We start from the raw sequence: 18,981 nt of genomic DNA on the forward strand, positions 1-18,981 counted from the left end.
GTCTATCAGGGAGAGTCCGGAATTATGCAGAAAAGACAATTACGGGATTGAAACATGGATTCCCGATTTTAATCTTATCGCAGGCGGATTACCGGCTTGGATTTCATGTATTGTCCGATGGCGGATGCCGATTTTTTATTGATCGACTTGGGAAATAATCATAATGATGGGCATTTAAAAAATACCCGGACGAATTTGGTCGAAGCATGAAATACGGAATATAATTTTAGGGGCGGTTTTCAGAATGCACTGATGCGGTTAGCGATGATGAAGATAGCCGCCGCCGTGAGTAGCGCGAGGATGATGCGCCCCAACCGATCTTGTCGTCGATCCAGGCGTTTGTTGGCCAGCAGCCAAGCGCAGCCGTGCTCAACGATGCATCGGGCCTTGCCGAGCCCAGAGCCGTGGGGCTCGCCGATCTTGCGGATGGGCGGCTGAACTCCGTCACGCAGGCAGAGCCAGCGATTGTCGGCGCTGTCGTAGCCTGCATCGGCGTAGAGTCTGCCGATGGCGGTGCAGACGACCTGGGCCAAGCGCAGCAAGTCCGGGAAGAGCTTGGTGTCATGCACGTTGGCGGGCGAAGGGACGACCACCAGAGGTAGGCCGTCAGTGGAGACCACGACGTGGTACTTGGTTCCGGACTTGCCGCGGTCGGTCGGGCTCGGCCCGGTTAGGTCACCACCGTGCTTGGCCCGTACCGAGCAGCTGCCCACCACGACGTTCCAAGCGGCGACGTCGGGGCCGGAGCGCGCCATGCGGATAAGAACGGCATGGACACGACGGAGCAACGCCGTCGTGTGCCACTCGTCCAGGCGGCGGCGCAGGGTCGAGCCCGAGGCACGCCCGTCCGCCGCTCGAAGCTCACGCCACTGGACGCCCTCACGCAGGAAGAAGCGGAGCGTTTCGATGATCTCGACGGGGGGCATTGGCGGACGCCCGGCACCGATAGGCCGATCCTCGATCCGGTCGATGATCCTCGCCACCAAATCGGCAATTGTTGGCCCCATGTCTGCCTCTCTGTGCCAAAGGCACAGGAAACCGACAGCAGATCAGCGGGTTTCCAGAGGGTGATCATCGGATGGAGGTTCTGGAACCGGTCTCTTAGCACCACTTTGGCAGTTCTACTGGCGCCTGTGCGGGACGAGCCAGCACCGACAACAGGGGCATCGGATCGGCACGATCTGATGAATATGCGCGAGAATGGCTCGGCGTACAGCGGGCAGCGAGGCGCTTGGCCAGCACGCTGGGGTCAGGGCGCAGTTGGGGCCGCCAGCGCAGCGGCCTTCCGGCTGGCGCGCGGGGCGCGCTTGGGCGGGTTTGCCGCCAGTTTCGCCTGTCGCGCGGCGACCTCCGCCTGGATGGCGGGCATCGCCGCCTGGGCCGACTTCTGCTGCTTGGGTGTTCCCGCCCGCACCAGCCGCTCGGCATTGGTGACGAGGGTGGAGAGGTCGGCGTCGGCCATGCCGGGAAGCCGGTCGATCAGTTCGGTGGTCATGTAATCATCCTGTCGTGATGGCATTGGCATCGGCAGCGCTGCGGAAGGCAGCGTCGCGGAGCGGGGCGATGCCGGGAACCGGGAACCCCGAAGCGGGGAGCCCGGCTGCGGGTGTGGAAGCTGGACCAGGAGGGGAGCGGAGGCCGCGTCATGGTCATAGGCGCGCCAGCCGGCAAGCCAGCTCTGCGCGAGGGCGCTGTCCGTCGGGTGCGGGTTCGATGACCAGGCGGTGCCGGCTGTCGCCGCCAACTGTCCGGTCATATGAGCGACACGCATCCAGGGATCGACGAAATGCCCACGCGACGCCTGAGCTGCTTTCTTTAGGCGCATGCCCACTCCGGTCATTGTTCGGGAAAAATTGCAGCGTCGCGTATTATGGTCTTTTTCTGGAAAATACCAAGCGCACATTTCGGCTGTGCTCGGAAGCATCTGCATCGGCGGCGACGGTAATCCGGACATCGGCCGTCTGTTCTTGTGTCTTAGTGTATCGTCGACGGTCTTTTCTGAACCGTCCATATCGTGCACGGCCGTGGGCGGGGATCTTACGATCGCACGGTCGGCGGAAGGGCCATGGCCCGGAAAGAAACAGTGCGAGCGACTGGCAGAGGGCCTGTTCCCAAGCCGATCGACACCGATGGTTCACGACTTCCCATCATCGGCCAGTTCTGGCCCAACACCTACCGCGTCAAGGAGCGAAAAAGCGCCGTCGCGCCTCATTACCACAAGGCGCCTGTCAATCCGGCCACATCACGGTGGAACTGCCAAAGTAGTGTTAGGGCGCGTCCTCATTCGGCTCGGCGGCGGCTCGGCGCATTTCCGTGCCAGCGTGCACGCTATGGATCACGGTACGAGCTTGCCGGATGTTTTGAAGGTCAAGAGCATAGCCGATGCCCGCTTGCTTCAGATCGGCTTCGAACGTATGCACGGCTTTAATCAACTTCTCTCTTGCCTCCCCATGCTCGGGAGCTGACGACAAAGTGATATAGCAACTAAGTTCATAGTCCATGATTTCTTCCCTTCTGGAAGATCAACACTGCAAAATCATTTTCGTCACGTCGGAGAAAACCGTTTTCCAGACATGCAATTTATCGATAAATATTTTCTCATGACTTTCAGTTGTACTGTGCTGAACACCGCCTTCCCCCGAACTCGCTCACCTCGTCGCGGCGAAGACGGCCTTTGCCTTATCCGTGCCAAAGGCACAGGAAATCGACGGCAGATCAGCAGGTTTCTGGAACGGTGATCATCGAATGAGAGTTCTGGAAACCGCCTCTTAAGTTGCGGGATAGAGGAGCGCTGGCCTGGAGGCGCTTCGCCGATTTGCCGGTCGGCCGGCATTTCTTTCGGCGTCATCCCCGCGAAGGGCGGAGCCGGCTTCCCTGCCGTGCTCCCGGTTTTGCACAAAATCCACCATAAAGGATCAAAATCCTATAACCTCTCCGCAAACCGTCCACCAGCCTGCGGAGCGACGCCATGGCCCTCGACAGCCGTACCTTCCAGAACGACAATTTCCCCCGCTGGGCCGAAGAGCCGCCGGTGCCCTCGGATGGCTCGCTGGTCCCCGGTTCGCAGTTCCATGAGGAGCAATGGATCATGGCCGCCGGCATGCTGGCGCGCGGCAGCAGCTTCCTTTATGTCGCCCGCGCCATGGGATGCAGCCGGACGACCCTCTGGCGGGCCTATTACGGTTCCAAGGATTTCCGTCACAGGGTGTGGTGGGAGCGTCAGGCGCTGAGACGCGAGGCCGACCTGCGGCTGTCGTCGCTGCGCAGTCTGGTCGTCGAGCAGATCGAACGGCTGGTCTCCTCCGGCGATCCGTCCACGGTGCGCTGGCTGGCCGACCGGCTCGGCATCCTCGACGGGCTGGCCGACCAGCCGGCGCAACGGCCGGCGCATCAGCCGCAAACATCTCAGCCGTCGGAAGACCCGTCGGCCATGCCTGCTGCCGACCTTGCCGCCGACCTGATTGCCGACCTCGACGACGACAGCATTCCCGGCGCCTTCCGCGAACGCACCCCGCCCGATCCGCGCGCCGTCGCCGCCATCCTCGCCCGCCCGGAAGCGCCGGGGCCGAAGGGCGTCTATCCCTACACCCTCAACCCCGACGATCCCTATCCCACCCTCGGCTCGGCGCTGGAACGCCGTGGCAAGGCCGCCTTTGACCGTCTGTGAGGCGGACAGGATGGAACATCGGCCGGAAACCGTTCCACGCCGTTCCACCCCTCCCGCCGGCCCCGTCACCGGAAGCGATCCCCCCGAAAGGGCGGCGCTGCGGTCTTCCGCCACGGCACCGGCTCGGGTAAGCTGCCGATCCCGCCGCCCATCCTGACAGATTGCCCCTCCATGCAAGTCTACCTGCCGATTGCCGAGATGTCGGTCAACGCGCTGCTGGTGCTCGGCATGGGCTGGCTGGTCGGCTTCCTGTCGGGAATGTTCGGCGTCGGCGGCGGCTTCCTGATGACGCCGCTGCTGATCTTCATCGGCGTTCCCCCGGCAATCGCCGTCGGCACCCAGGCCAACCAGCTGGTCGCCGCCAGCGTGTCGGGCGTGCTCGCCCACTGGCGGCGCGGCAATGTCGACGTGAAGCTGGGCGTGGTGATGCTGGGCGGCGGCGTGGTCGGCACCGCGGTGGGGGTGTGGATCTTCGGCATCCTCCAGCGGCTGGGCCAGATCGACATCGCCATCACCCTGTCCTACGTCTTCTTCCTCGGCACCATCGGCGGCATGATGCTGGTGGAAAGCAGCCGCGCCATCCTGCGCCGCCGGGCACCGACGGCCAAGCGCGGCAAGCTGCACCGCCACATCTGGCTGCACGGCCTGCCCTTCAAGATGCGCTTCCAGCGCTCCAAGCTCTACATCTCCGCCCTGCTGCCGGCGGGGATCGGGGCGGTCGGCGGCATGCTGGTGGCGATCATGGGCATCGGCGGCGGCTTCCTGCTGGTGCCGGCGATGATCTATCTGCTGAACATGCCGGCCGGCCTGGTCGCCGGCACCTCGCTGTTCCAGATCATCTTCACCACCGCGGCGGCCACCCTGCTCCAGGCCGCCACCAACCAGACGGTGGACGCCATGTTGGCGCTCCTGCTGCTGATCGGCGGCGTGATCGGCGCGCAGTTCGGCACCCGGGCCGGCACCCGGCTGCGCGGCGAGACCGCCCGGATGGCGCTGTCGATGATCGTGGTGGCGGTGGCGCTGAAGCTGGCCTGGGACCTGTTCTCCCGTCCCGACGACCTCTACACCCTGACCATGGGGCTGCGCTGATGGCGGGGCTGCGTATCCTTACCAAGCGCCGCCCGATGAAGCGCAGGCTGGTCCAGGCCGCCGCGGCGCTGGCCGGGCTGCTGCTGGGCGGCACGGTGGCGGCGACGGTGTGGGCGCAGCAGCTGGTCGCCGACCTGTCGAGCCATCTGATCGCCATCACCACCGGCTTCACCGGCACCGAGGTCGTGCTGTTCGGCACCACCGACGGGGCGGGCGACGTCGCCATCGTCGTCACCGGCCCGCGCTCCCCCGCCACCGTCCGCCGCAAGCAGCGGGTGGCCGGCATGTGGATGAACACCGACAGCCTGCGCTTCGACCAGGTGCCCAGCTTCTACACGGTGGCGGTCAGCCGGCCGCTCGACCAGCTGGTCGGCCGCCCGGCGCTGGAGCGCCACCAGCTTGGCCTGCCGCAGCTGCAACTGCCGGCGGAATCCACCCTGCCGCCGGAGGAGCTTGCCGCCTACCGCAGCGCGCTGATCCGCAACAAGCAGCGCCAGGGGCTCTACGCCATCTCCATGGGGCAGGTTGCCTTCCTGGGCGAGCGGCTGTTCCGCACCAACATCTATTTCCCGGCCAATGTCCCGACCGGGCTGTACAATGTCGAAGCCCTGCTGATACGCGACGGCGAGGTGGTCAGCGCCCAGACCACGCCGCTGGTGGTGTCCAAGATCGGGTTCAGCGCCGAAGTGTCGGACTTCGCGCGCAACCGCCCGGTCGTCTACGGGGTGGCCGCCGTCCTCGGCGCCATCGCGGCCGGCTGGGCGGCCGGCGCCGCATTCCGCCGGGTCTAAGCCGAGAGGGTGACAGAGATGACCGACACGACGCAGTCCGCCACGCCGGAACAGCAGCCCCCCAAGCCGGTGCGCATCTTCCTGGTGGTGGTCGACGACAGCCCGGAGCTGAAGGTGGCGCTCCGCTATGCCTGCCTGCGCGCCCGCAAGTCGGGCGGCAAGGTGGCGCTGCTGACCGTGCTGGAAAAGGGCGAGATGCAGCACTGGCTGGCGGTGGAGAACCTGATCCGCGAGGAACAGCGCGCCGAGGCCGAGCAGATGCTCCAGAAGCTGGCGCGCGAGGTCAACCAGCTGACCGGCACTCTTCCGGCGCTCTATGTCCGCGAAGGCAACCGCACCGAGGAGGTGCTGGCCCTGATCGGCGAGGAGCCGAGCATCTCCATCCTGGTGCTGGCCGCCGGCACCGATCCGGAGGGTCCCGGCCCGCTGATCTCCTACTACACCGGCCGCGGGCTGGGGCGGCTGCACATCCCGCTGACCATCGTCCCCGGCGGTCTCAGCAACGAGGAGCTGGACGCGATCACGTAAAGCGGGGGCAAGGCAGGTAAGGATGGCGACGCAGGTAAGGATAGGTGCGGCGGGAACGGTCCGCGCATGCCGGATGCCTAATACCCACACAACCGGGGTCCTTGATCCGCCCGGCGTTTCGGCCCAGATTTCCCCCAATCGTACCGCGTCCCGATCCCGGGCGCGCCGGCGGTTCCATTCCGCCGCCGATGGAGGACCAGACCATGTTCATTCAGACCGAGCAGACGCCCAACCCGGCGACTCTCAAGTTCCTGCCGGGGCGTGACGTGCTCGGACGCGGCACCGCCGACTTCACCGGCCGCGAGGATGCCGCCCGGTCGCCGCTCGCCCAGCGCCTGTTCGAGATCGAGGGCGTCGTCGGCGTCTTCCTGGGTGCCGACTTCATCACCATCACCAAGACCGACGCCCGCGACTGGTTCCTGCTGAAGCCGTCGATCCTCGGCGTGATCATGGAGCATTTCACCGCCGACCGCCCGGTCCTGCTGGAGGATGGCGGCGACGGCCATGCCGCGGCGGCGAATGCCGACGACGAGGAGATCGTCGAGCAGATCAAGGAGCTGCTGGACACCCGCGTCCGCCCGTCGGTCGCCCAGGACGGCGGCGACATCACCTTCCAGGGTTTCGAGCGCGGCGTCGTCTATCTGGCGATGAAGGGGGCCTGTTCCGGCTGCCCCAGCTCCACCGCCACGCTGAAGCACGGCATCGAGAACATGCTGCGCCACTACATCCCCGAAGTGGTCGAAGTCCGCGCGGTCCAGTAAGGATTTGGTCATGCCGGTCCGCCCTTGAAGCGGCGGGCCGGCATTCCCATGCTGGCTGCATGATCATCTCCGCCAGCTACAAGACCGACATTCCCGCCTTCTACGGGCGTTGGTTCCTGAACCGCCTCGACGCCGGTTACTGCCGGATGGTCAACCCCTATGGCGGCCAGACCTACCGCATCGACCTCACCCGTCCGGCGGTCGACGGCTTCATCTTCTGGACCAAGAATCTGGGACCGTTCCTGCCGGCACTCGACAGCGTGGCGGAGCGGGGCTTTCCCTTCGTCGTGCAGTACAGCGTCACCGGCCTGCCGACCGTGCTGGAGCGCTCGGTCCCCGCCTGGGAAACCGCGGTCGGCCATATGGCGCGGGTGCGCGAGCGTTGGGGCCCGCGCGCCGCGGTCTGGCGCTACGACCCCATCGCCCTGACCGAGGCCACGCCGCCCGCTTGGCACCGCGAGACCTTCGCCGCCATCGCCCGCTCGCTGCGCGGGGTGACCGACGAGGTGGTGGCCTCCTTTCTCCAGCCCTACCGCAAGACCGCCCGCAACCTCGCCGCCGCCGGCATCGGCTGGCGCGATCCGGAGGCGGAGGAGAAGCGCGCGCTGCTGGCGGACCTGGCCGGGATCGCGGCGGGGGAAGGGATGGCGCTGACGCTCTGCACCCAGCCGGACCTGGACGGTACGCCCGGCACGGCGCCGGCCCGCTGCGTCGATGGGCTGCGGCTGTCCGATGTCGCGGGCCATGCGATCGCCGCGCGGGAGAAGGGCAACCGGCCCGGCTGCCTGTGCGCCGAAAGCCGCGACATCGGCGACTATGACAGCTGCCCGCACGGCTGCGTCTACTGCTATGCCGTCGCCGACCGCGGCAAGGCCCAACAGCGCTTCGCCGCGCATGATCCTGACGGGGAGTTCCTGATTGCCCGTTGACGGGGAAGACCGGTCCTTACGGACAGACCTTCCGCACTGTCTCCACCAGCTTTTCCGGGTTGAAGGGCTTCACCAGCCAGCCGGTGGCGCCGGCTTCGCGGCCGGCGGACTTCTTGGCCGGATCGGCCTCGGTGGTCAGCAGCAGGACCGGGGTGGCGCGGTTGAGTGCCGAGCCGCGGATGGCGCGGGTCAGCGCCAGCCCGTCCAGGCCCGGCATGTTCAAATCGGTGATGATGCAGTCGAACTTGCGCTGGTTGACCAGGGCAAGGCCGGCAGTGCCGTCCGACGCCTCCGCCACCTCATAGCCGGCGCCTTTCAGCGTGAACCCGACCATGTCGCGGATGGTCTTGGAATCGTCGACGGTCAGGACGCTCTTGGGCATGGAACGCGGCTCCGGTTGCTCGGCCGAAAGGAATAAGGGAAAGGCCTAGGCAATTTCCCGCCGACCGTCAACCGCTGGCGTACCCTATTCCGCACGGCACGAAGCCCCCGGCCCGTCGGCGGAGCCGCTGAACCGGGGGCTTTGCAGAGGTTGTACGGTTACGCCTTCGTATCGACGTGCTGGCCGCCGGCGTCACCGCCCTTGGCGACACCGACCATCGCCTCGCGCAGCAGGCGGCCGTGGATGGTGTAGCCGGGCTGCAGGACCTGCACGACGGTGCCGGCCGCCTTGCCGGTGTTCTCGATCTCGAACATCACCTGATGGAAGTTCGGGTCGAACGGCTCGCCGGCCGGGTCCAGCTTCTTGATGCCGGCGCGGTCGAAGGCGGCGAACAGCTGGCGCTCGGTCGCCTCGACGCCGACGGCGAGGCCCTTCAGCACATCGTCCTGCTCGCGGCCCTCGGCCGGCACGGCGTCGAGCGCGCGGCGCAAATTGTCGGCGACCGACACCAGCTCTTTGGCGAAACTCGACACGGCGAACTTGCTGGCGTCCTCACGGTCGCGCTGGGCACGGCGGCGGGTGTTCTCCGTCTCCGCCATGGCGCGCAGAAGCTGGTCCTTCAGGCTGGCGACCTCGGCCTCCAGCTTGGCGACGCGGTCCTCAGGCGAACCGGTGTCCGTCTGGTTGGCGGCGGTGTCGGCGGTGGCCTCGGTCGGCTCCACCGTGGCGTCGGCGGGCTTGTTCTGCTCTTCGCTCATGGTCTTCTCAATTCTTGCTTCGTCAAAAGGCGGAGTTGGTGAGGGCGGTGCTCAGCCGATCAGCCGGCTGACCACCTTGGCGGTGTAATCGACCAGCGGAATGATGCGGGCGTAATTGATGCGGGTCGGGCCGATGACGCCGATGGCGCCGATCACCTGTTCCCGGCTGTTCTGGAAGGGGGAGATGATCATCGAACAGCCGGAATGGCTGAACAGCACATTCTCCGCGCCGATGAAGATCTGCACGCCGTCGCCCCGTCCGGTGGCGTCCAGCATGCGCAGCATCGTCTCCTTGGTCTCCAGTGCCTCAAACAGGCCGCGCACACGCTCCAGGTCGGACAGCGCGGTGACGTCCTCCAGCAGGCGGGACTGGCCGCGGACGATCAGCTGGCCGGCGTTCGACCCGCCGCTGCCGGCCCAGGTGGCCAGACCGGCGGCGACCACCTTGCGCGACAGCTCGTCCAACTGCGTCTTCTGCTGCTCGATCTCCTGCAGGACCTCCTGCCGGGCCTCGTCCAGCGTGCGGCCGGCAAGCTTGGCGCTGAGGAAGTTCGACACCGTCTGCAGGGTGGAGGTCGGCACCCCCATCGGAACCTCGATCACCCGGTTCTCGACCAGACCGTCCTCGTTGACCAGGACGACGAGGGCGCGGCCGGGACCGAGCGACACGAACTCGATGTGCTTGAGCGGCCGGTCGGTCTTGGGCGCCACAACCAGGCCTGCGCAGTGCGACAGGCCGGACAGCATGGTCGACGCCTCACCCAGCACGTCGGCGAAGGCGCGGCCGGAGGCGGAGCATTTCGCTTCGATCGAGGCGCGCTCGTCCTCGGTCAGCGATCCGATCTCCAGCAGGCCGTCGACGAACATGCGAAGGCCGGCATCGGTCGGGATGCGGCCGGCGGAGGTGTGCGGGGCGTAGAGCAGCCCCTGCTCCTCCAGGTCGGCCATCACGTTGCGGATGGTCGCGGGCGACAAGGCCATGCCAAGCCGCCTGGAGATCGTGCGCGAGCCGACCGGCTCGCCCGACGCCACATAGGCGTCGACGATCAGCCGGAAAATCTCGCGCGATCGCTGGTTCAGCTCGTTGATCATGGACTGGGGCGGTCGTGCTCTGTTCGGGCCGGTCGGTTGCGGAACGCGGGTTCCGTCAACCGGTCCGAATTTAGGCAGGTCCGACCGCCGAATCAACGTGCGGGGCGAAGATGCCCCACCGGCATCCCCCCACTGGGACCTGAGCGGCGTGCAGGAGAGTGACCGCCCTTACTGCTCCGCCAGGAAGGCGCGGTACTGGGTGGCGATGGCGCCGACCGCCGCCTCGTACAGGCGCTGGCCATGTTCGGGACGGGCGAGGCCGGGGGCGGAGCCGATGCGGCCGTCGGGATAGCGGCGGCGGAAGTCGCGGGCATCGTGGAAGCCGCCGGCCGGCGCCTGTTCCGGCTCCATCGCCGCGGTCTTGATCGAGTCGGGATAGGCGTACTGGGTCAGCGACACCTCGCTGGGGGTGGCGTGCGAGCCCTCCTTGCCCTGGTACAGCTCGCGCGACAGGCGGCCGACCTCGCCATTCTCCCACCAGTTCACCAGGGTGCAGCGCAGGTCCGGCGCGTCGCGGCCGCGCAGCGCCCGGTTCTCCGCATAGATCTCGTAGAAGGCGGCGCGCAGCGTGGCGATGTTGCCGCCATGGCCGTTGACGAAGAAGAAGCGCTCGAACCCGTGTTCGGCCAGCGAGCCGACATAGTCGCGCAGCAGCGCGATCAGGGTGGACGGCTTCAGCGTCATCGAGCCGGGGAATTCCATGTGGTGGACGGCCATGCCGACCGGGATGGTCGGGCCGACCAGCGCGCCGGTGGCGTCGCCGACGCCCTTCGCGACGACCTCGGCACAGATGGCGTCGGTGCCGACCAGCCCGTTCGGCCCATGCTGCTCGGTCGAGCCGATCGGCATGATGATGCCCTTGGAGGTCTTCAGATAGGTCTCGACCTCGGCCCAGGTGCTCAGGTGAAGCTGCACGGTGGCTGATCCTTTTCGACGATGCGTGCCGGCAATGCAGCCGGACAGGTGTTTGCCCTCATGTTAGGCGGCCGGAGGGCCGGGACAACCGCTCCCTGCGCCGGGCGGATATGATGGGGCCGGTGGCGAGGTGATTTTCATCCCGCGCTGGCGCATAGCTGATGGGAAGACTACAATCGCGTGCAACATGCCCTGATGGGCGTCTGTTTCGGGGTGCGGTGGTGGTTGCGCGCGTCAACACGGTGGCGTTCCAGGGCATCGAGGTTCTGGGGATCGACGTCCAGGTCCAGATGTCCGGCGGAATCGTCGCCTTCACCGTCGTCGGACTTCCCGACAAGGCGGTGGGCGAAAGCCGGGAGCGGGTGCGCGCCGCGCTGCACGCTCTGGGACTGGCGCTGCCGGCCAAGCGCATCACCGTCAACCTCGCCCCCGCCGACGTGCTGAAAGAAGGAAGCCATTTCGACCTCCCCATCGCGCTCGGCCTGCTGACGGTGATGGGGGTGCTGCCGGATGCGGAGATCGCCCGTTATGTGGCGCTGGGCGAACTGGCGCTGGACGGCGCCTTGACCCCGGTGGCGGGTGTGCTGCCGGCCGCCATCGACGCGCTGGCCAACGAGCGCGGCCTGATCTGCCCGGCGGCTTGCGGCGGCGAGGCGGCCTGGGCCGGTCCCGACCTCGACGTGCTGGCGCCGGCCAACCTGCTGGCGCTGATCAACCATTTCAAGGGCACCCAAGTGCTGACCCCGCCCAAGCCGCGGATGCAGGAGCAGGACGCGCCGCCGCCCGACCTGCGCGACGTGAAGGGCAACGAAACGGCCAAGCGTGCGCTGGAGGTCGCCGCCGCCGGCTCGCACAACCTGCTGATGATCGGCCCGCCCGGTTCCGGCAAATCGATGCTGGCCGCCCGGCTGCCCGGCCTGCTGCCGCCGCTCGACCCGGCGGAGGCGCTGGAGGTGTCGATGATCCACAGCGTCGGCGGTCTGCTGGAGGACGGTCGTCTGCTGCGCCAGCGCCCCTATCGCGCGCCGCACCAGTCGGCCAGCCTGCCGGCGCTGGTCGGTGGCGGCACGCGGGCGAAGCCGGGCGAGATCTCCCTGGCGCACCAGGGCGTTCTGTTCCTCGACGAATTGCCCGAGTTCCCCCGCGCGCTGCTGGAGGCGTTGCGTCAACCGCTGGAGACCGGCAAGGCGGTGGTCAGCCGCGCCAACCACCATGTGACCTACCCGGCGCGCGTCCAACTGGTGGCGGCGATGAACCCCTGCCGCTGCGGCCATCTCGACGACGCCTCGCTCGCCTGCGCCCGCGCGCCGAAATGTGCCGCCGACTATCAGTCGAAGATCAGCGGCCCGCTGTTCGACCGCATAGACCTTCACATCGACGTGCCGGCGGTCAGCCCCGCCGACCTCAGCCTGCCGCCCCCGGCGGAGGGCAGCGCCGCCATCGCCGCCCGTGTCGCCGTCGCCCGCGCCATCCAGGCGGAGCGCTACAGCGGTTTCGGTCCTTACCCGGCCGGCCGGGCGGTGCGGACCAACGCCGAGGCCGACGGCGAACTGCTGGAAAAGGTGGCCTCCCCCGACGCCCCCGGCCGCGCCCTGCTGACCGAGGCGGCGGAGGGGCTGAAGCTGTCAGCCCGCGGCTATCATCGGGTGATGCGGGTCGGGCGGACGCTGGCCGATCTGGACGGGGCCGAGGGGGTCAGGCGCCGCCACATCGCGGAGGCGCTGAGCTACCGGCGGATCGCGCCGGGGCGGTGAACGAGACGGTGAACAGGGCGCGCAGGACGACCACCGGCATCAGTCTGCGGCGGTCGCCGCCCCATGCTGTTGCGCGGCACGGATCGCTGCCGCGATGGCGCCGCGTGCCTGCGGGCTGTTCTTCCAGCAGCTCGCGCCCAGTTCTCCGGCGATTGCCGTGCACAGGGCCGCGGCGTCCGCACCGGCCAGCACCGCCAGATCATGGATGCCGACCTGTTCGAGCCTGCCGATCACAGTTGGGCCGACGCCTTTGACCGCCAGCAGCACGGCGCGTTCATGGGATGGAAAGGGCATCGGGGACCTCTTCTCCTGCGGCTCATGGTCCTTCGAACACCGGCGGCTTGGCGGCGCCCGGACAGGCGGTCGCCGGAACCGACTCCTGCTCGACGAAGGTCACGGCGGCGGCCATGGCGCAGTCCTCGCCGGAGGTGACGATGTGGCTGGCGGCGCGGAAGACCAGATGGCGGCTCTTCGGCAAGGTGGCGGCGGCGCGGTCGCCCCAGTCCGGCGGGGTGACGGGATCGTAGGCCCCCGACAGCAGCAGCACCGGCACCGGGCTGGCGACCGGCAGGCGCTCGGTCAACTCCTGATGGCCGGCCGGCCACAGACGGCAAACGCGCTGGCCGGGGTCGTCGGCGGCGACCAGCCCATAAGGGGCATAGCGGCGGGCGTTGTCGGCGCGCTTCAACGGATCGGCGGTGGTCACCGACTCACGGCATTCGACCGAGAAGGCCAGCCCGTCGGCGACCTCCGGGTCGCCCAGCCAGTTGGTCGGCGCCCATTCGGCCAGCGTGGCGTATTGGCCGCGGATGGCGCGGTCGAGCATGATCGGCAGGGCCGGCACGGCCTCGCTGACCGCCATCGCCTCCAGCCCGGCGGCGATGGCCGCCCCGCCGGTCAGCCGCAGGATGCGGCGCGTCTCATGATCGCCGACGACGATCTCGACCGGGTTGCGGTCGAGCCGGTCGATCAGGCCGAGGAAGCGCTTTTCCAGATCGGGAAAGGCGGAGCGGCAGGCCCGGTTGGCGGCGCAGTCGTCGAACAGCCGGCGATAGGAGCGTTGCGCCAGCCAGGCCATCTCCTCCTGCGCGTTGACGTCGGGCGGATAAACGCTGTCGAAGACGGCGGTGCGGACACGGGTTCCCTGCCGCCGCAGGATCTCCAGCCCGACCCGCGTGCCGTAGGACACCGCGAACAGGTTGACGCGCTGAGCGCCCAGCGCGGTGACGATGTCCAGCGCATCCTCCGCCGCGACGGGGGTGGAGAATTGGGTAGCGTCCAGCCCGGCCGCCTGCAGCCGCGCCGAACAGGCGCTGACCGCCGAGCGTTCCGCCGCCGCCCGCTGCTCGCGCGTCAGTGGCCGGGTGCCGCGGGTGGTGCCGACGGCGTCCAGCTCCGGGCAATCGGTGTCGGGTTCCGCCCGGCCAACGCCGCGCGGATCGAACAGGATCAGGTTGCGGGTGCGGCGGAACGGGGCCGACAGTTCCCACCACACCTCCATCCGCTCCTCCGTCGCCTCGCCACTGCCGAAGGGGGAGGCGCCGGGGCCGCCCTCGAGGAACAGCACGGGATCGGGGGCCGGCTGGCGGGCGGTGCTGAGCAGGACGGCGACCGGCAGGCGCAGGCTGCGGCTGTTGGGACGGTCCCGCCGCTCCGGCACCGCGACCGTCCCGCACAGGGCCGCTTCGCCGTCCGGCACGGTGAACCAGCAGGGGCCGGGGGTGAAACGCGCCTCCGCCGCCGCGGGCAGGCTCCACAGCACGCCCGCCGCCACAGCTGCAACCGCCAGCAGCTTGCGGGCGGAACGCACCGCTGTCGGCCATGCGGAAGAGGGGAGGATGGACACGGACGGGCGACCCGGAACTGATGGATAGGAGACCGGTGAGAGGAGTACCGCAGACGGCTTTTGCCGCCGGCTTTGTGTTTGACCGACCGACCTCCGCTTGTCCAGAGATGCCCGGCCTCATCCTGGCGGATGGCGAAACGGCGGAAAAGCGGTGCCGATTTGCAACAGACGTGCGGTGAAGGTCACGCCATTTGCAAACGAATGGTCATCTCAAGAGGAACCGGTTGACGGAATACATCCGCTCACGGAATTATTTCGTCACAGAGTCCCGGCTGTCGGTGTCTCTCGATTACAGGAGCAGATCATGCCGACCTTGTGGACGGCGTTGCGGAGCCGTTGGCTCGATTCCGGGCTATCCTCGGGACCGGGCCGATTGTGCGACCATTTGCGGCGCGACATCGGATTGACGGACGGCGACGTTGGGGACGGCGAAGAGCCTCCACTCGCCTGCCGTCTTCCGCCTTTTCACATCCGCGATCGGAACCTATCGGACGCGCGGACATTTTTGACCTTGCAACCGTATCGCTGACCGGCGATACCGGATCCGCCGGTCTCTCACGCCGGCATCACTCAACCCCTGGAGAGTTTCGATGAAAGCCATCGTAGCCACTGCCTGGACTCGCCGATCGGGCGACCCGGCCATCATCGCCGCCAATTGGGCCGCCCATATGGCCGCCACTCAAGCCCAGCCGGCCCGCCTTCTTCCCGCAGCCTTCGAACGTGAATTCCGGATATCGAGAGGATCCCATGTGTGTCTTTCTGGGTTTTTGCGGTCACCGTCTCTTCGTTGAACACGCCCGCTGGGCATCGCCGGCCGGGTCCTTCGACCTGAGGCGTGAAAACGGGGAAGTCATCCTATGGCTTGGACGCCTGAACATCATCTACACACCGGCCCGTTGGGGACCACCCTCCCGCGCTGCATAGCGCGCGGCGTCGCGGAGACCTGCTGAATGCCGGCCCGCGTTCGTCATGACGAGGTCCTTACCGTCGTCCAGGTGCTTGAGGCGTTCCGCAAGCTCGACCCCGACCTGCCCATCCAGTATGCGCTGAGTTTCATGACCATCGCGCAGAGCGAAGGCATCTCAATCGGCGAACTGGCGGAACGCCTGGGCATCGCCCAATCCTCCGCGTCGCGCAACGTCGCGGCGCTCAGCCGCTGGCACAGCTTCGGCAAGGCCGGCCTCGATCTGGTGCAGGCGCAGGAAGATCCGCGCGAACGCCGCCGCAAGATCGTCACCCTGACCGACAAGGGCCGTGAGTTCCTGGACGCGCTGCGCGCCATCGTGAACCCGCCCGAGCAGCGCCGTCCCGCCAGGACGGCCTGATCCTTACCTACGCGATCCCGTCCAGCGCCCGGCGCAGCATGCCGACCAATGTGCGGGCCGCCAGTTCCTGCCGATCCAGGCTCAGACCGCCGAAACGGCGCAGCACCGCCGCGCGCTCCGGCAGCGGCGGCATGTGGAAGAAGCCGTAGGGCACGTCCAGGCCGGCGCTCTCGATGATATGGCGCGCCCGGTAGAACAGATGGTTGCCGAGGAAGCCGCCGGAGAAATCGCCGAAGGTCACCGGCAGGCCGGCCATCGACAATTCCCGCATCACCCGCGGCACCGGCAGGGTGCTGCCATAGGCGGTCGGCCCGTCGGGCACGATGTCGGCATGGTCCCGCACCGTGCCGGCTGCGTCCGGCATCGGGCTTTCGTCGCGGTTCCAGGCCAGCCGTTCCAGCCGGATGTAATCGCTGGAGTCCAGATAGGCGAAGCCGAGCGCAGCCAGCGGCCGGTGTTCCGCCAGCAGCGCGGCGAAGGCCTCGCCGCAGGTGTCATACAGGGGGGGCAGGGTGGCGGTGACGACCCCCGGTTCTCCCGCCAGCCGCTCCATCAGCAGGGCGGTCGGATCGGCCGTCCAGGGATGGTCGGTGGGGGGATGGTCGGCGGCTGAAGGATCCGCTTCGCCGTCCGGGATCGTCCCGAACGGTGCGAAGCCGGTGATCAGGATGGGGGCCGTCACGGGCAGGCTATCCTTACGGCCGCAGCAGGCCGATGATGTCCTTCACGTCGTTCAGGTTCTTTTCCGCAATCGCGGCGGCGCGCTCGCCGCCCTTCTTCAGCAGCCGGTCGATCTCAGCCTTGTCGGCCAGCAGCTCCTTCATGCGGGTGGTGATCGGCGCCAGCTTGTCCACCGACAGGTCGACCAGCGACTTCTTGAAGTCGGAGAATTGGGACCCGGCGAACTGGGCCAGAACCTGCTCGCGCGACTGGCCGGCCAGCGCACCATAGATGGTGACGAGGTTGTCGGCCTCCGGACGGGCCTCCAGCTCGGTCACGGTTTCCGGCAGCGGTTCCGGATCGGTCTTCGCCTTGCGGATCTTCTGCGCGATGGTGTCGGCATCGTCGGTCATGTTGATGCGCGAATATTCGGACTCGTCCGACTTCGACATCTTCTTCTTGCCGTCGCGCAGGCTCATCACCCGCGTCGCCTCGCCAAGGATCTGTGGCTCGGGCAGCGGGAAGTATTCGGTCTCATAGCGGCGGTTGAAGGCGCCGGCGATGTCGCGCGCCAGTTCCAGATGCTGCTTCTGGTCCTCGCCCACCGGCACATGGGTGGCCTTGTACAGCAGGATGTCGGCGGCCATCAGCGTCGGGTAGGCATAGAGGCCAAGGTTGGCCATGTCCTTCTGCTTGCCGGCCTTTTCCTTGAACTGCGTCATGCGGTTCAGCCAGCCCAGCGGCGTGTGGCAGGACAGGATCCAGCCCAGCTCGGCATGGCCGGACACCACCGACTGGTTGAACAGGATGTTCTTGTCCGGGTCGATGCCGGCGGCGATGTAGGCCGCGGCGACCTCGCGGATGTTGTTGCGCAGAACCTCCGGGTCCTGGTCGATGGTCAGCGCGTGCAGGTCGACGACGCAGAAGATGCACTCGTAGCTGTTCTGCAGATCCACCCAGTTGCGCAGCGCCCCCAGATAGTTGCCGAGGTGAAGCTGCCGGGTCGGCTGCATGCCGGAGAAAATGCGGTTCACGGGTGGTCTCGCTCGAAAACTCTGGGAGGCGGCAGTTATCGCCCCCCGAAGTCCGCCGGTCAAGGCACGGCGCGCCGCAGCCAGGCACGCCGTCGGGCCCGCTTTCAGGCCAGCTGTTGGGCGATGGAGCGGGTCATCGGCGTCTCGACATCGCCGGTGTGCTTCGTCGTCACCGTTTCGATCAGCAGAATACAGCATTCCTCGTCGGCGACCGGATTGTGCATCACTCCACGTGGGATCACGCACAGTTCGCCCGGTGACAGCAGCGTCTCGTTGCCATCCTCGAACTGGATGCGCAGCCGGCCGCGGATGACTTGGAAGAGTTCATCCTCATCATCGTGGCGGTGCCAGACGAACTCGCCCTTCAACTTGGCAACCTTCACATACTGGTCGTTCACCCGCGCGATCACTTTGGGCGACCAGTGATCGGTCAGGGCGTCGAGTGCGGCGTCGATGTTGAGGGCAGGGATCATCGGAACGTCATCTCCGGTCGTGGTGCGGATGAACCGGAATAGCGTTTAACCGATCTCTTTGGTAACTAATAGTGGAGATGGAGATCATTAGTGTTCATAATGCCGTCATGCCCAGGAATCTCGACACGACCCTGCTGCGCAGCTTTGCCGTGGTCGCAGACCACGCCAGCATGACGGCGGCGGCCCAGAACCTGAACCTGACGCAGGGGGCGGTCAGCCAGCAGATTGCCCGGCTTGAAGCGCTGGCCGGCGGCCCCCTGTTCATCCGTGACCGCGGCGGATTGCGCCCGACCGCATTGGGGGAGCGTTTGCTGGGGAAATCCCGGCGGTTGCTGGCGCTGAACGACGAGATTTGGGCAGACATCACCGGCGGCGCCATCGACGGGCCGGTGCGGATCGGTGTTCCCTACGACCTTGTCGCTCCCTGCATCGCCCCAATGCTGCGGAGTTTCACCGCTGCCTTTCCGAAGGTCGAGCTGACGCTGATCTGCGGATCGTCCCCCGAACTGGCGGGCCGCATCGGCGATGGTGATCTCGACCTTGCGCTGGTCGAGGAGCCGGTGGAGGCGGCGCAGGGCGAGCATCTGCTGATCGACCGTCTGGTCTGGGTTGGTGCGCGCGGCGGCAATGCTTATGCCGCGACCCCGCTGCCATTGTCGCTGGTGGTGGAAACCTGCGTCTTCCGGCCGGCGGTGATGGCGGCGCTGCGCCGACAGGGGCGGGATTGGCGCAGCATGTTCGAGAATGGCGGGCTGGACGCCACCTTCGCCACCGTGCGGATGGATCTCGCGGTCTCGGCCTGGCTGGCCTTCACCGTGCCGCCCGACTTGGAAATCCTGCCGGCGGACAGCGGTCTTCCCGACCTGCCGTCCTTCGCCGTCACGCTGCATCGGCCGGTCCGCACGCCCTCGCTGGCGGCGGCGGAACTGGCCCGGCAAATCCGCGACGCCTTCGCCCGGTTCAAGCGGACGGGCTGA

Annotated in this window: 21 protein-coding genes; 9 read left to right on the forward strand and 12 right to left on the reverse strand. The window is 67.3% G+C overall.

Annotated elements, in window-relative coordinates:
• Positions 1 to 239: 239 nt before the first annotated feature.
• The 3 genes from TSH64_RS11745 to TSH64_RS11755 form a co-directional block, all read right to left on the reverse strand.
• Complete coding sequence (locus tag TSH64_RS11745) at positions 240 to 1,007, reverse strand: IS5 family transposase (RefSeq protein ID WP_109096883.1); 768 nt, start codon at positions 1,005 to 1,007, stop codon at positions 240 to 242.
• Positions 1,008 to 1,249: 242 nt separating this feature from the next.
• Positions 1,250 to 1,495 carry a hypothetical protein gene (locus TSH64_RS11750; RefSeq protein ID WP_109096884.1) on the reverse strand — a complete coding sequence of 82 codons (246 nt, stop codon included), beginning with the start codon at positions 1,493 to 1,495 and terminating at the stop codon, positions 1,250 to 1,252.
• A 772-nt stretch (positions 1,496 to 2,267) separates the two neighbouring features.
• The gene (locus TSH64_RS11755; protein WP_109096885.1) at positions 2,268 to 2,501 is read right to left on the reverse strand and encodes a hypothetical protein; all 234 of its coding nucleotides are present in this window, start codon (positions 2,499 to 2,501) and stop codon (positions 2,268 to 2,270) included.
• Between the two features lie 467 nt (positions 2,502 to 2,968).
• Here TSH64_RS11755 and TSH64_RS11760 point away from each other — a divergent pair, with 467 nt between their 5' ends.
• The 6 genes from TSH64_RS11760 (at position 2,969) to TSH64_RS11785 (ending at position 7,765) form a co-directional block, all read left to right on the forward strand.
• Positions 2,969 to 3,667, forward strand: a complete 699-nt coding sequence (locus TSH64_RS11760; protein WP_109096886.1) for a hypothetical protein — start codon at positions 2,969 to 2,971, stop codon at positions 3,665 to 3,667.
• A gap of 171 nt (positions 3,668 to 3,838) precedes the next feature.
• Positions 3,839 to 4,756 carry a sulfite exporter TauE/SafE family protein gene (locus tag TSH64_RS11765; RefSeq protein WP_109096887.1) on the forward strand — a complete coding sequence of 306 codons (918 nt, stop codon included), beginning with the start codon at positions 3,839 to 3,841 and terminating at the stop codon, positions 4,754 to 4,756.
• The gene (locus TSH64_RS11770; protein WP_109096888.1) at positions 4,756 to 5,547 is read left to right on the forward strand and encodes a TIGR02186 family protein; all 792 of its coding nucleotides are present in this window, start codon (positions 4,756 to 4,758) and stop codon (positions 5,545 to 5,547) included. Before TSH64_RS11765 ends, TSH64_RS11770 begins: the two co-directional genes overlap by 1 nt.
• 18 nt (positions 5,548 to 5,565) lie before the next feature.
• The gene (locus TSH64_RS11775; RefSeq protein WP_109096889.1) at positions 5,566 to 6,075 is read left to right on the forward strand and encodes a universal stress protein; all 510 of its coding nucleotides are present in this window, start codon (positions 5,566 to 5,568) and stop codon (positions 6,073 to 6,075) included.
• 203 nt (positions 6,076 to 6,278) lie between these two features.
• Positions 6,279 to 6,836, forward strand: coding sequence for a NifU family protein (locus TSH64_RS11780; protein WP_098740951.1), 558 nt, complete (start codon positions 6,279 to 6,281; stop codon positions 6,834 to 6,836).
• A 59-nt stretch (positions 6,837 to 6,895) separates the two neighbouring features.
• Positions 6,896 to 7,765, forward strand: a complete 870-nt coding sequence (locus TSH64_RS11785) for a DUF1848 domain-containing protein (protein ID WP_109096890.1) — start codon at positions 6,896 to 6,898, stop codon at positions 7,763 to 7,765.
• Between the two features lie 16 nt (positions 7,766 to 7,781).
• On the opposite strand, the gene TSH64_RS11790 is transcribed toward TSH64_RS11785, so the two are convergent.
• From TSH64_RS11790 to TSH64_RS11805, 4 genes are all read right to left on the reverse strand, one after another.
• Entirely contained in the window at positions 7,782 to 8,147 is a 366-nt protein-coding gene (locus TSH64_RS11790; protein WP_109096891.1) for a response regulator, read from the reverse strand.
• A gap of 158 nt (positions 8,148 to 8,305) precedes the next feature.
• A complete protein-coding gene (gene grpE, locus TSH64_RS11795; protein ID WP_109096892.1) occupies positions 8,306 to 8,905 on the reverse strand; it encodes a nucleotide exchange factor GrpE in 600 nt (199 codons plus the stop codon).
• A gap of 51 nt (positions 8,906 to 8,956) precedes the next feature.
• Entirely contained in the window at positions 8,957 to 9,997 is a 1,041-nt protein-coding gene (gene hrcA, locus TSH64_RS11800; RefSeq protein ID WP_085090505.1) for a heat-inducible transcriptional repressor HrcA, read from the reverse strand.
• A 168-nt stretch (positions 9,998 to 10,165) separates the two neighbouring features.
• A complete protein-coding gene (locus tag TSH64_RS11805) occupies positions 10,166 to 10,912 on the reverse strand; it encodes a creatininase family protein (RefSeq protein ID WP_109096893.1) in 747 nt (248 codons plus the stop codon).
• A gap of 221 nt (positions 10,913 to 11,133) precedes the next feature.
• Between TSH64_RS11805 and TSH64_RS11810 the strand changes: the two genes are divergently transcribed.
• A complete protein-coding gene (locus tag TSH64_RS11810; protein WP_109452564.1) occupies positions 11,134 to 12,666 on the forward strand; it encodes a YifB family Mg chelatase-like AAA ATPase in 1,533 nt (510 codons plus the stop codon).
• A 39-nt stretch (positions 12,667 to 12,705) separates the two neighbouring features.
• On the opposite strand, the gene TSH64_RS11815 is transcribed toward TSH64_RS11810, so the two are convergent.
• Together TSH64_RS11815 and TSH64_RS11820 are read right to left on the reverse strand one after the other, a co-directional pair.
• The gene (locus TSH64_RS11815) at positions 12,706 to 12,960 is read right to left on the reverse strand and encodes a Pathogenicity locus (RefSeq protein WP_109096894.1); all 255 of its coding nucleotides are present in this window, start codon (positions 12,958 to 12,960) and stop codon (positions 12,706 to 12,708) included.
• 22 nt (positions 12,961 to 12,982) lie between these two features.
• Positions 12,983 to 14,476: an alpha/beta fold hydrolase gene (locus TSH64_RS11820; protein WP_109096895.1), complete on the reverse strand. Its 1,494-nt coding sequence runs from the start codon at positions 14,474 to 14,476 to the stop codon at positions 12,983 to 12,985.
• A gap of 986 nt (positions 14,477 to 15,462) precedes the next feature.
• Here TSH64_RS11820 and TSH64_RS11825 point away from each other — a divergent pair.
• Positions 15,463 to 15,837 (forward strand): MarR family transcriptional regulator, encoded by a 375-nt coding sequence (locus TSH64_RS11825; protein WP_085090502.1) that lies wholly within the window; start codon positions 15,463 to 15,465, stop codon positions 15,835 to 15,837.
• Between the two features lie 7 nt (positions 15,838 to 15,844).
• Here the strand turns inward: TSH64_RS11825 and TSH64_RS11830 are convergent, their stop codons facing one another.
• From TSH64_RS11830 to TSH64_RS11840, 3 genes are all read right to left on the reverse strand, one after another.
• Positions 15,845 to 16,519, reverse strand: coding sequence for a pyrrolidone-carboxylate peptidase (locus TSH64_RS11830; RefSeq protein ID WP_109096896.1), 675 nt, complete (start codon positions 16,517 to 16,519; stop codon positions 15,845 to 15,847).
• Between the two features lie 13 nt (positions 16,520 to 16,532).
• Positions 16,533 to 17,531 (reverse strand): tryptophan--tRNA ligase, encoded by a 999-nt coding sequence (trpS, locus tag TSH64_RS11835; RefSeq protein WP_109096897.1) that lies wholly within the window; start codon positions 17,529 to 17,531, stop codon positions 16,533 to 16,535.
• A 104-nt stretch (positions 17,532 to 17,635) separates the two neighbouring features.
• Positions 17,636 to 18,004, reverse strand: a complete 369-nt coding sequence (locus tag TSH64_RS11840) for a cupin domain-containing protein (protein WP_109096898.1) — start codon at positions 18,002 to 18,004, stop codon at positions 17,636 to 17,638.
• Positions 18,005 to 18,111: 107 nt separating this feature from the next.
• Here TSH64_RS11840 and TSH64_RS11845 point away from each other — a divergent pair, with 107 nt between their 5' ends.
• Positions 18,112 to 18,981 carry a LysR family transcriptional regulator gene (locus TSH64_RS11845; RefSeq protein ID WP_109096899.1) on the forward strand — a complete coding sequence of 290 codons (870 nt, stop codon included), beginning with the start codon at positions 18,112 to 18,114 and terminating at the stop codon, positions 18,979 to 18,981.

The organism is Azospirillum sp. TSH64, from assembly GCF_003116035.1.
Taxonomy (GTDB): domain Bacteria; phylum Pseudomonadota; class Alphaproteobacteria; order Azospirillales; family Azospirillaceae; genus Azospirillum.

Coding starts and splice junctions, on each gene's coding strand:
- TSH64_RS11765 (WP_109096887.1), top strand. CDS start 3,839: ATGCAAGTCTACCTGCCGATTGCCGAGATGTCGGTCAACGCGCTGCTG.
- TSH64_RS11840 (WP_109096898.1), bottom strand. CDS start 18,004: ATGATCCCTGCCCTCAACATCGACGCCGCACTCGACGCCCTGACCGAT.
- TSH64_RS11760 (WP_109096886.1), top strand. CDS start 2,969: ATGGCCCTCGACAGCCGTACCTTCCAGAACGACAATTTCCCCCGCTGG.
- grpE (WP_109096892.1), bottom strand. CDS start 8,905: ATGAGCGAAGAGCAGAACAAGCCCGCCGACGCCACGGTGGAGCCGACC.
- TSH64_RS11790 (WP_109096891.1), bottom strand. CDS start 8,147: ATGCCCAAGAGCGTCCTGACCGTCGACGATTCCAAGACCATCCGCGAC.
- TSH64_RS11770 (WP_109096888.1), top strand. CDS start 4,756: ATGGCGGGGCTGCGTATCCTTACCAAGCGCCGCCCGATGAAGCGCAGG.
- TSH64_RS11785 (WP_109096890.1), top strand. CDS start 6,896: ATGATCATCTCCGCCAGCTACAAGACCGACATTCCCGCCTTCTACGGG.
- TSH64_RS11780 (WP_098740951.1), top strand. CDS start 6,279: ATGTTCATTCAGACCGAGCAGACGCCCAACCCGGCGACTCTCAAGTTC.
- hrcA (WP_085090505.1), bottom strand. CDS start 9,997: ATGATCAACGAGCTGAACCAGCGATCGCGCGAGATTTTCCGGCTGATC.
- TSH64_RS11775 (WP_109096889.1), top strand. CDS start 5,566: ATGACCGACACGACGCAGTCCGCCACGCCGGAACAGCAGCCCCCCAAG.
- TSH64_RS11815 (WP_109096894.1), bottom strand. CDS start 12,960: ATGCCCTTTCCATCCCATGAACGCGCCGTGCTGCTGGCGGTCAAAGGC.
- TSH64_RS11755 (WP_109096885.1), bottom strand. CDS start 2,501: ATGGACTATGAACTTAGTTGCTATATCACTTTGTCGTCAGCTCCCGAG.
- TSH64_RS11825 (WP_085090502.1), top strand. CDS start 15,463: ATGCCGGCCCGCGTTCGTCATGACGAGGTCCTTACCGTCGTCCAGGTG.
- TSH64_RS11745 (WP_109096883.1), bottom strand. CDS start 1,007: ATGGGGCCAACAATTGCCGATTTGGTGGCGAGGATCATCGACCGGATC.
- TSH64_RS11750 (WP_109096884.1), bottom strand. CDS start 1,495: ATGACCACCGAACTGATCGACCGGCTTCCCGGCATGGCCGACGCCGAC.
- TSH64_RS11845 (WP_109096899.1), top strand. CDS start 18,112: ATGCCCAGGAATCTCGACACGACCCTGCTGCGCAGCTTTGCCGTGGTC.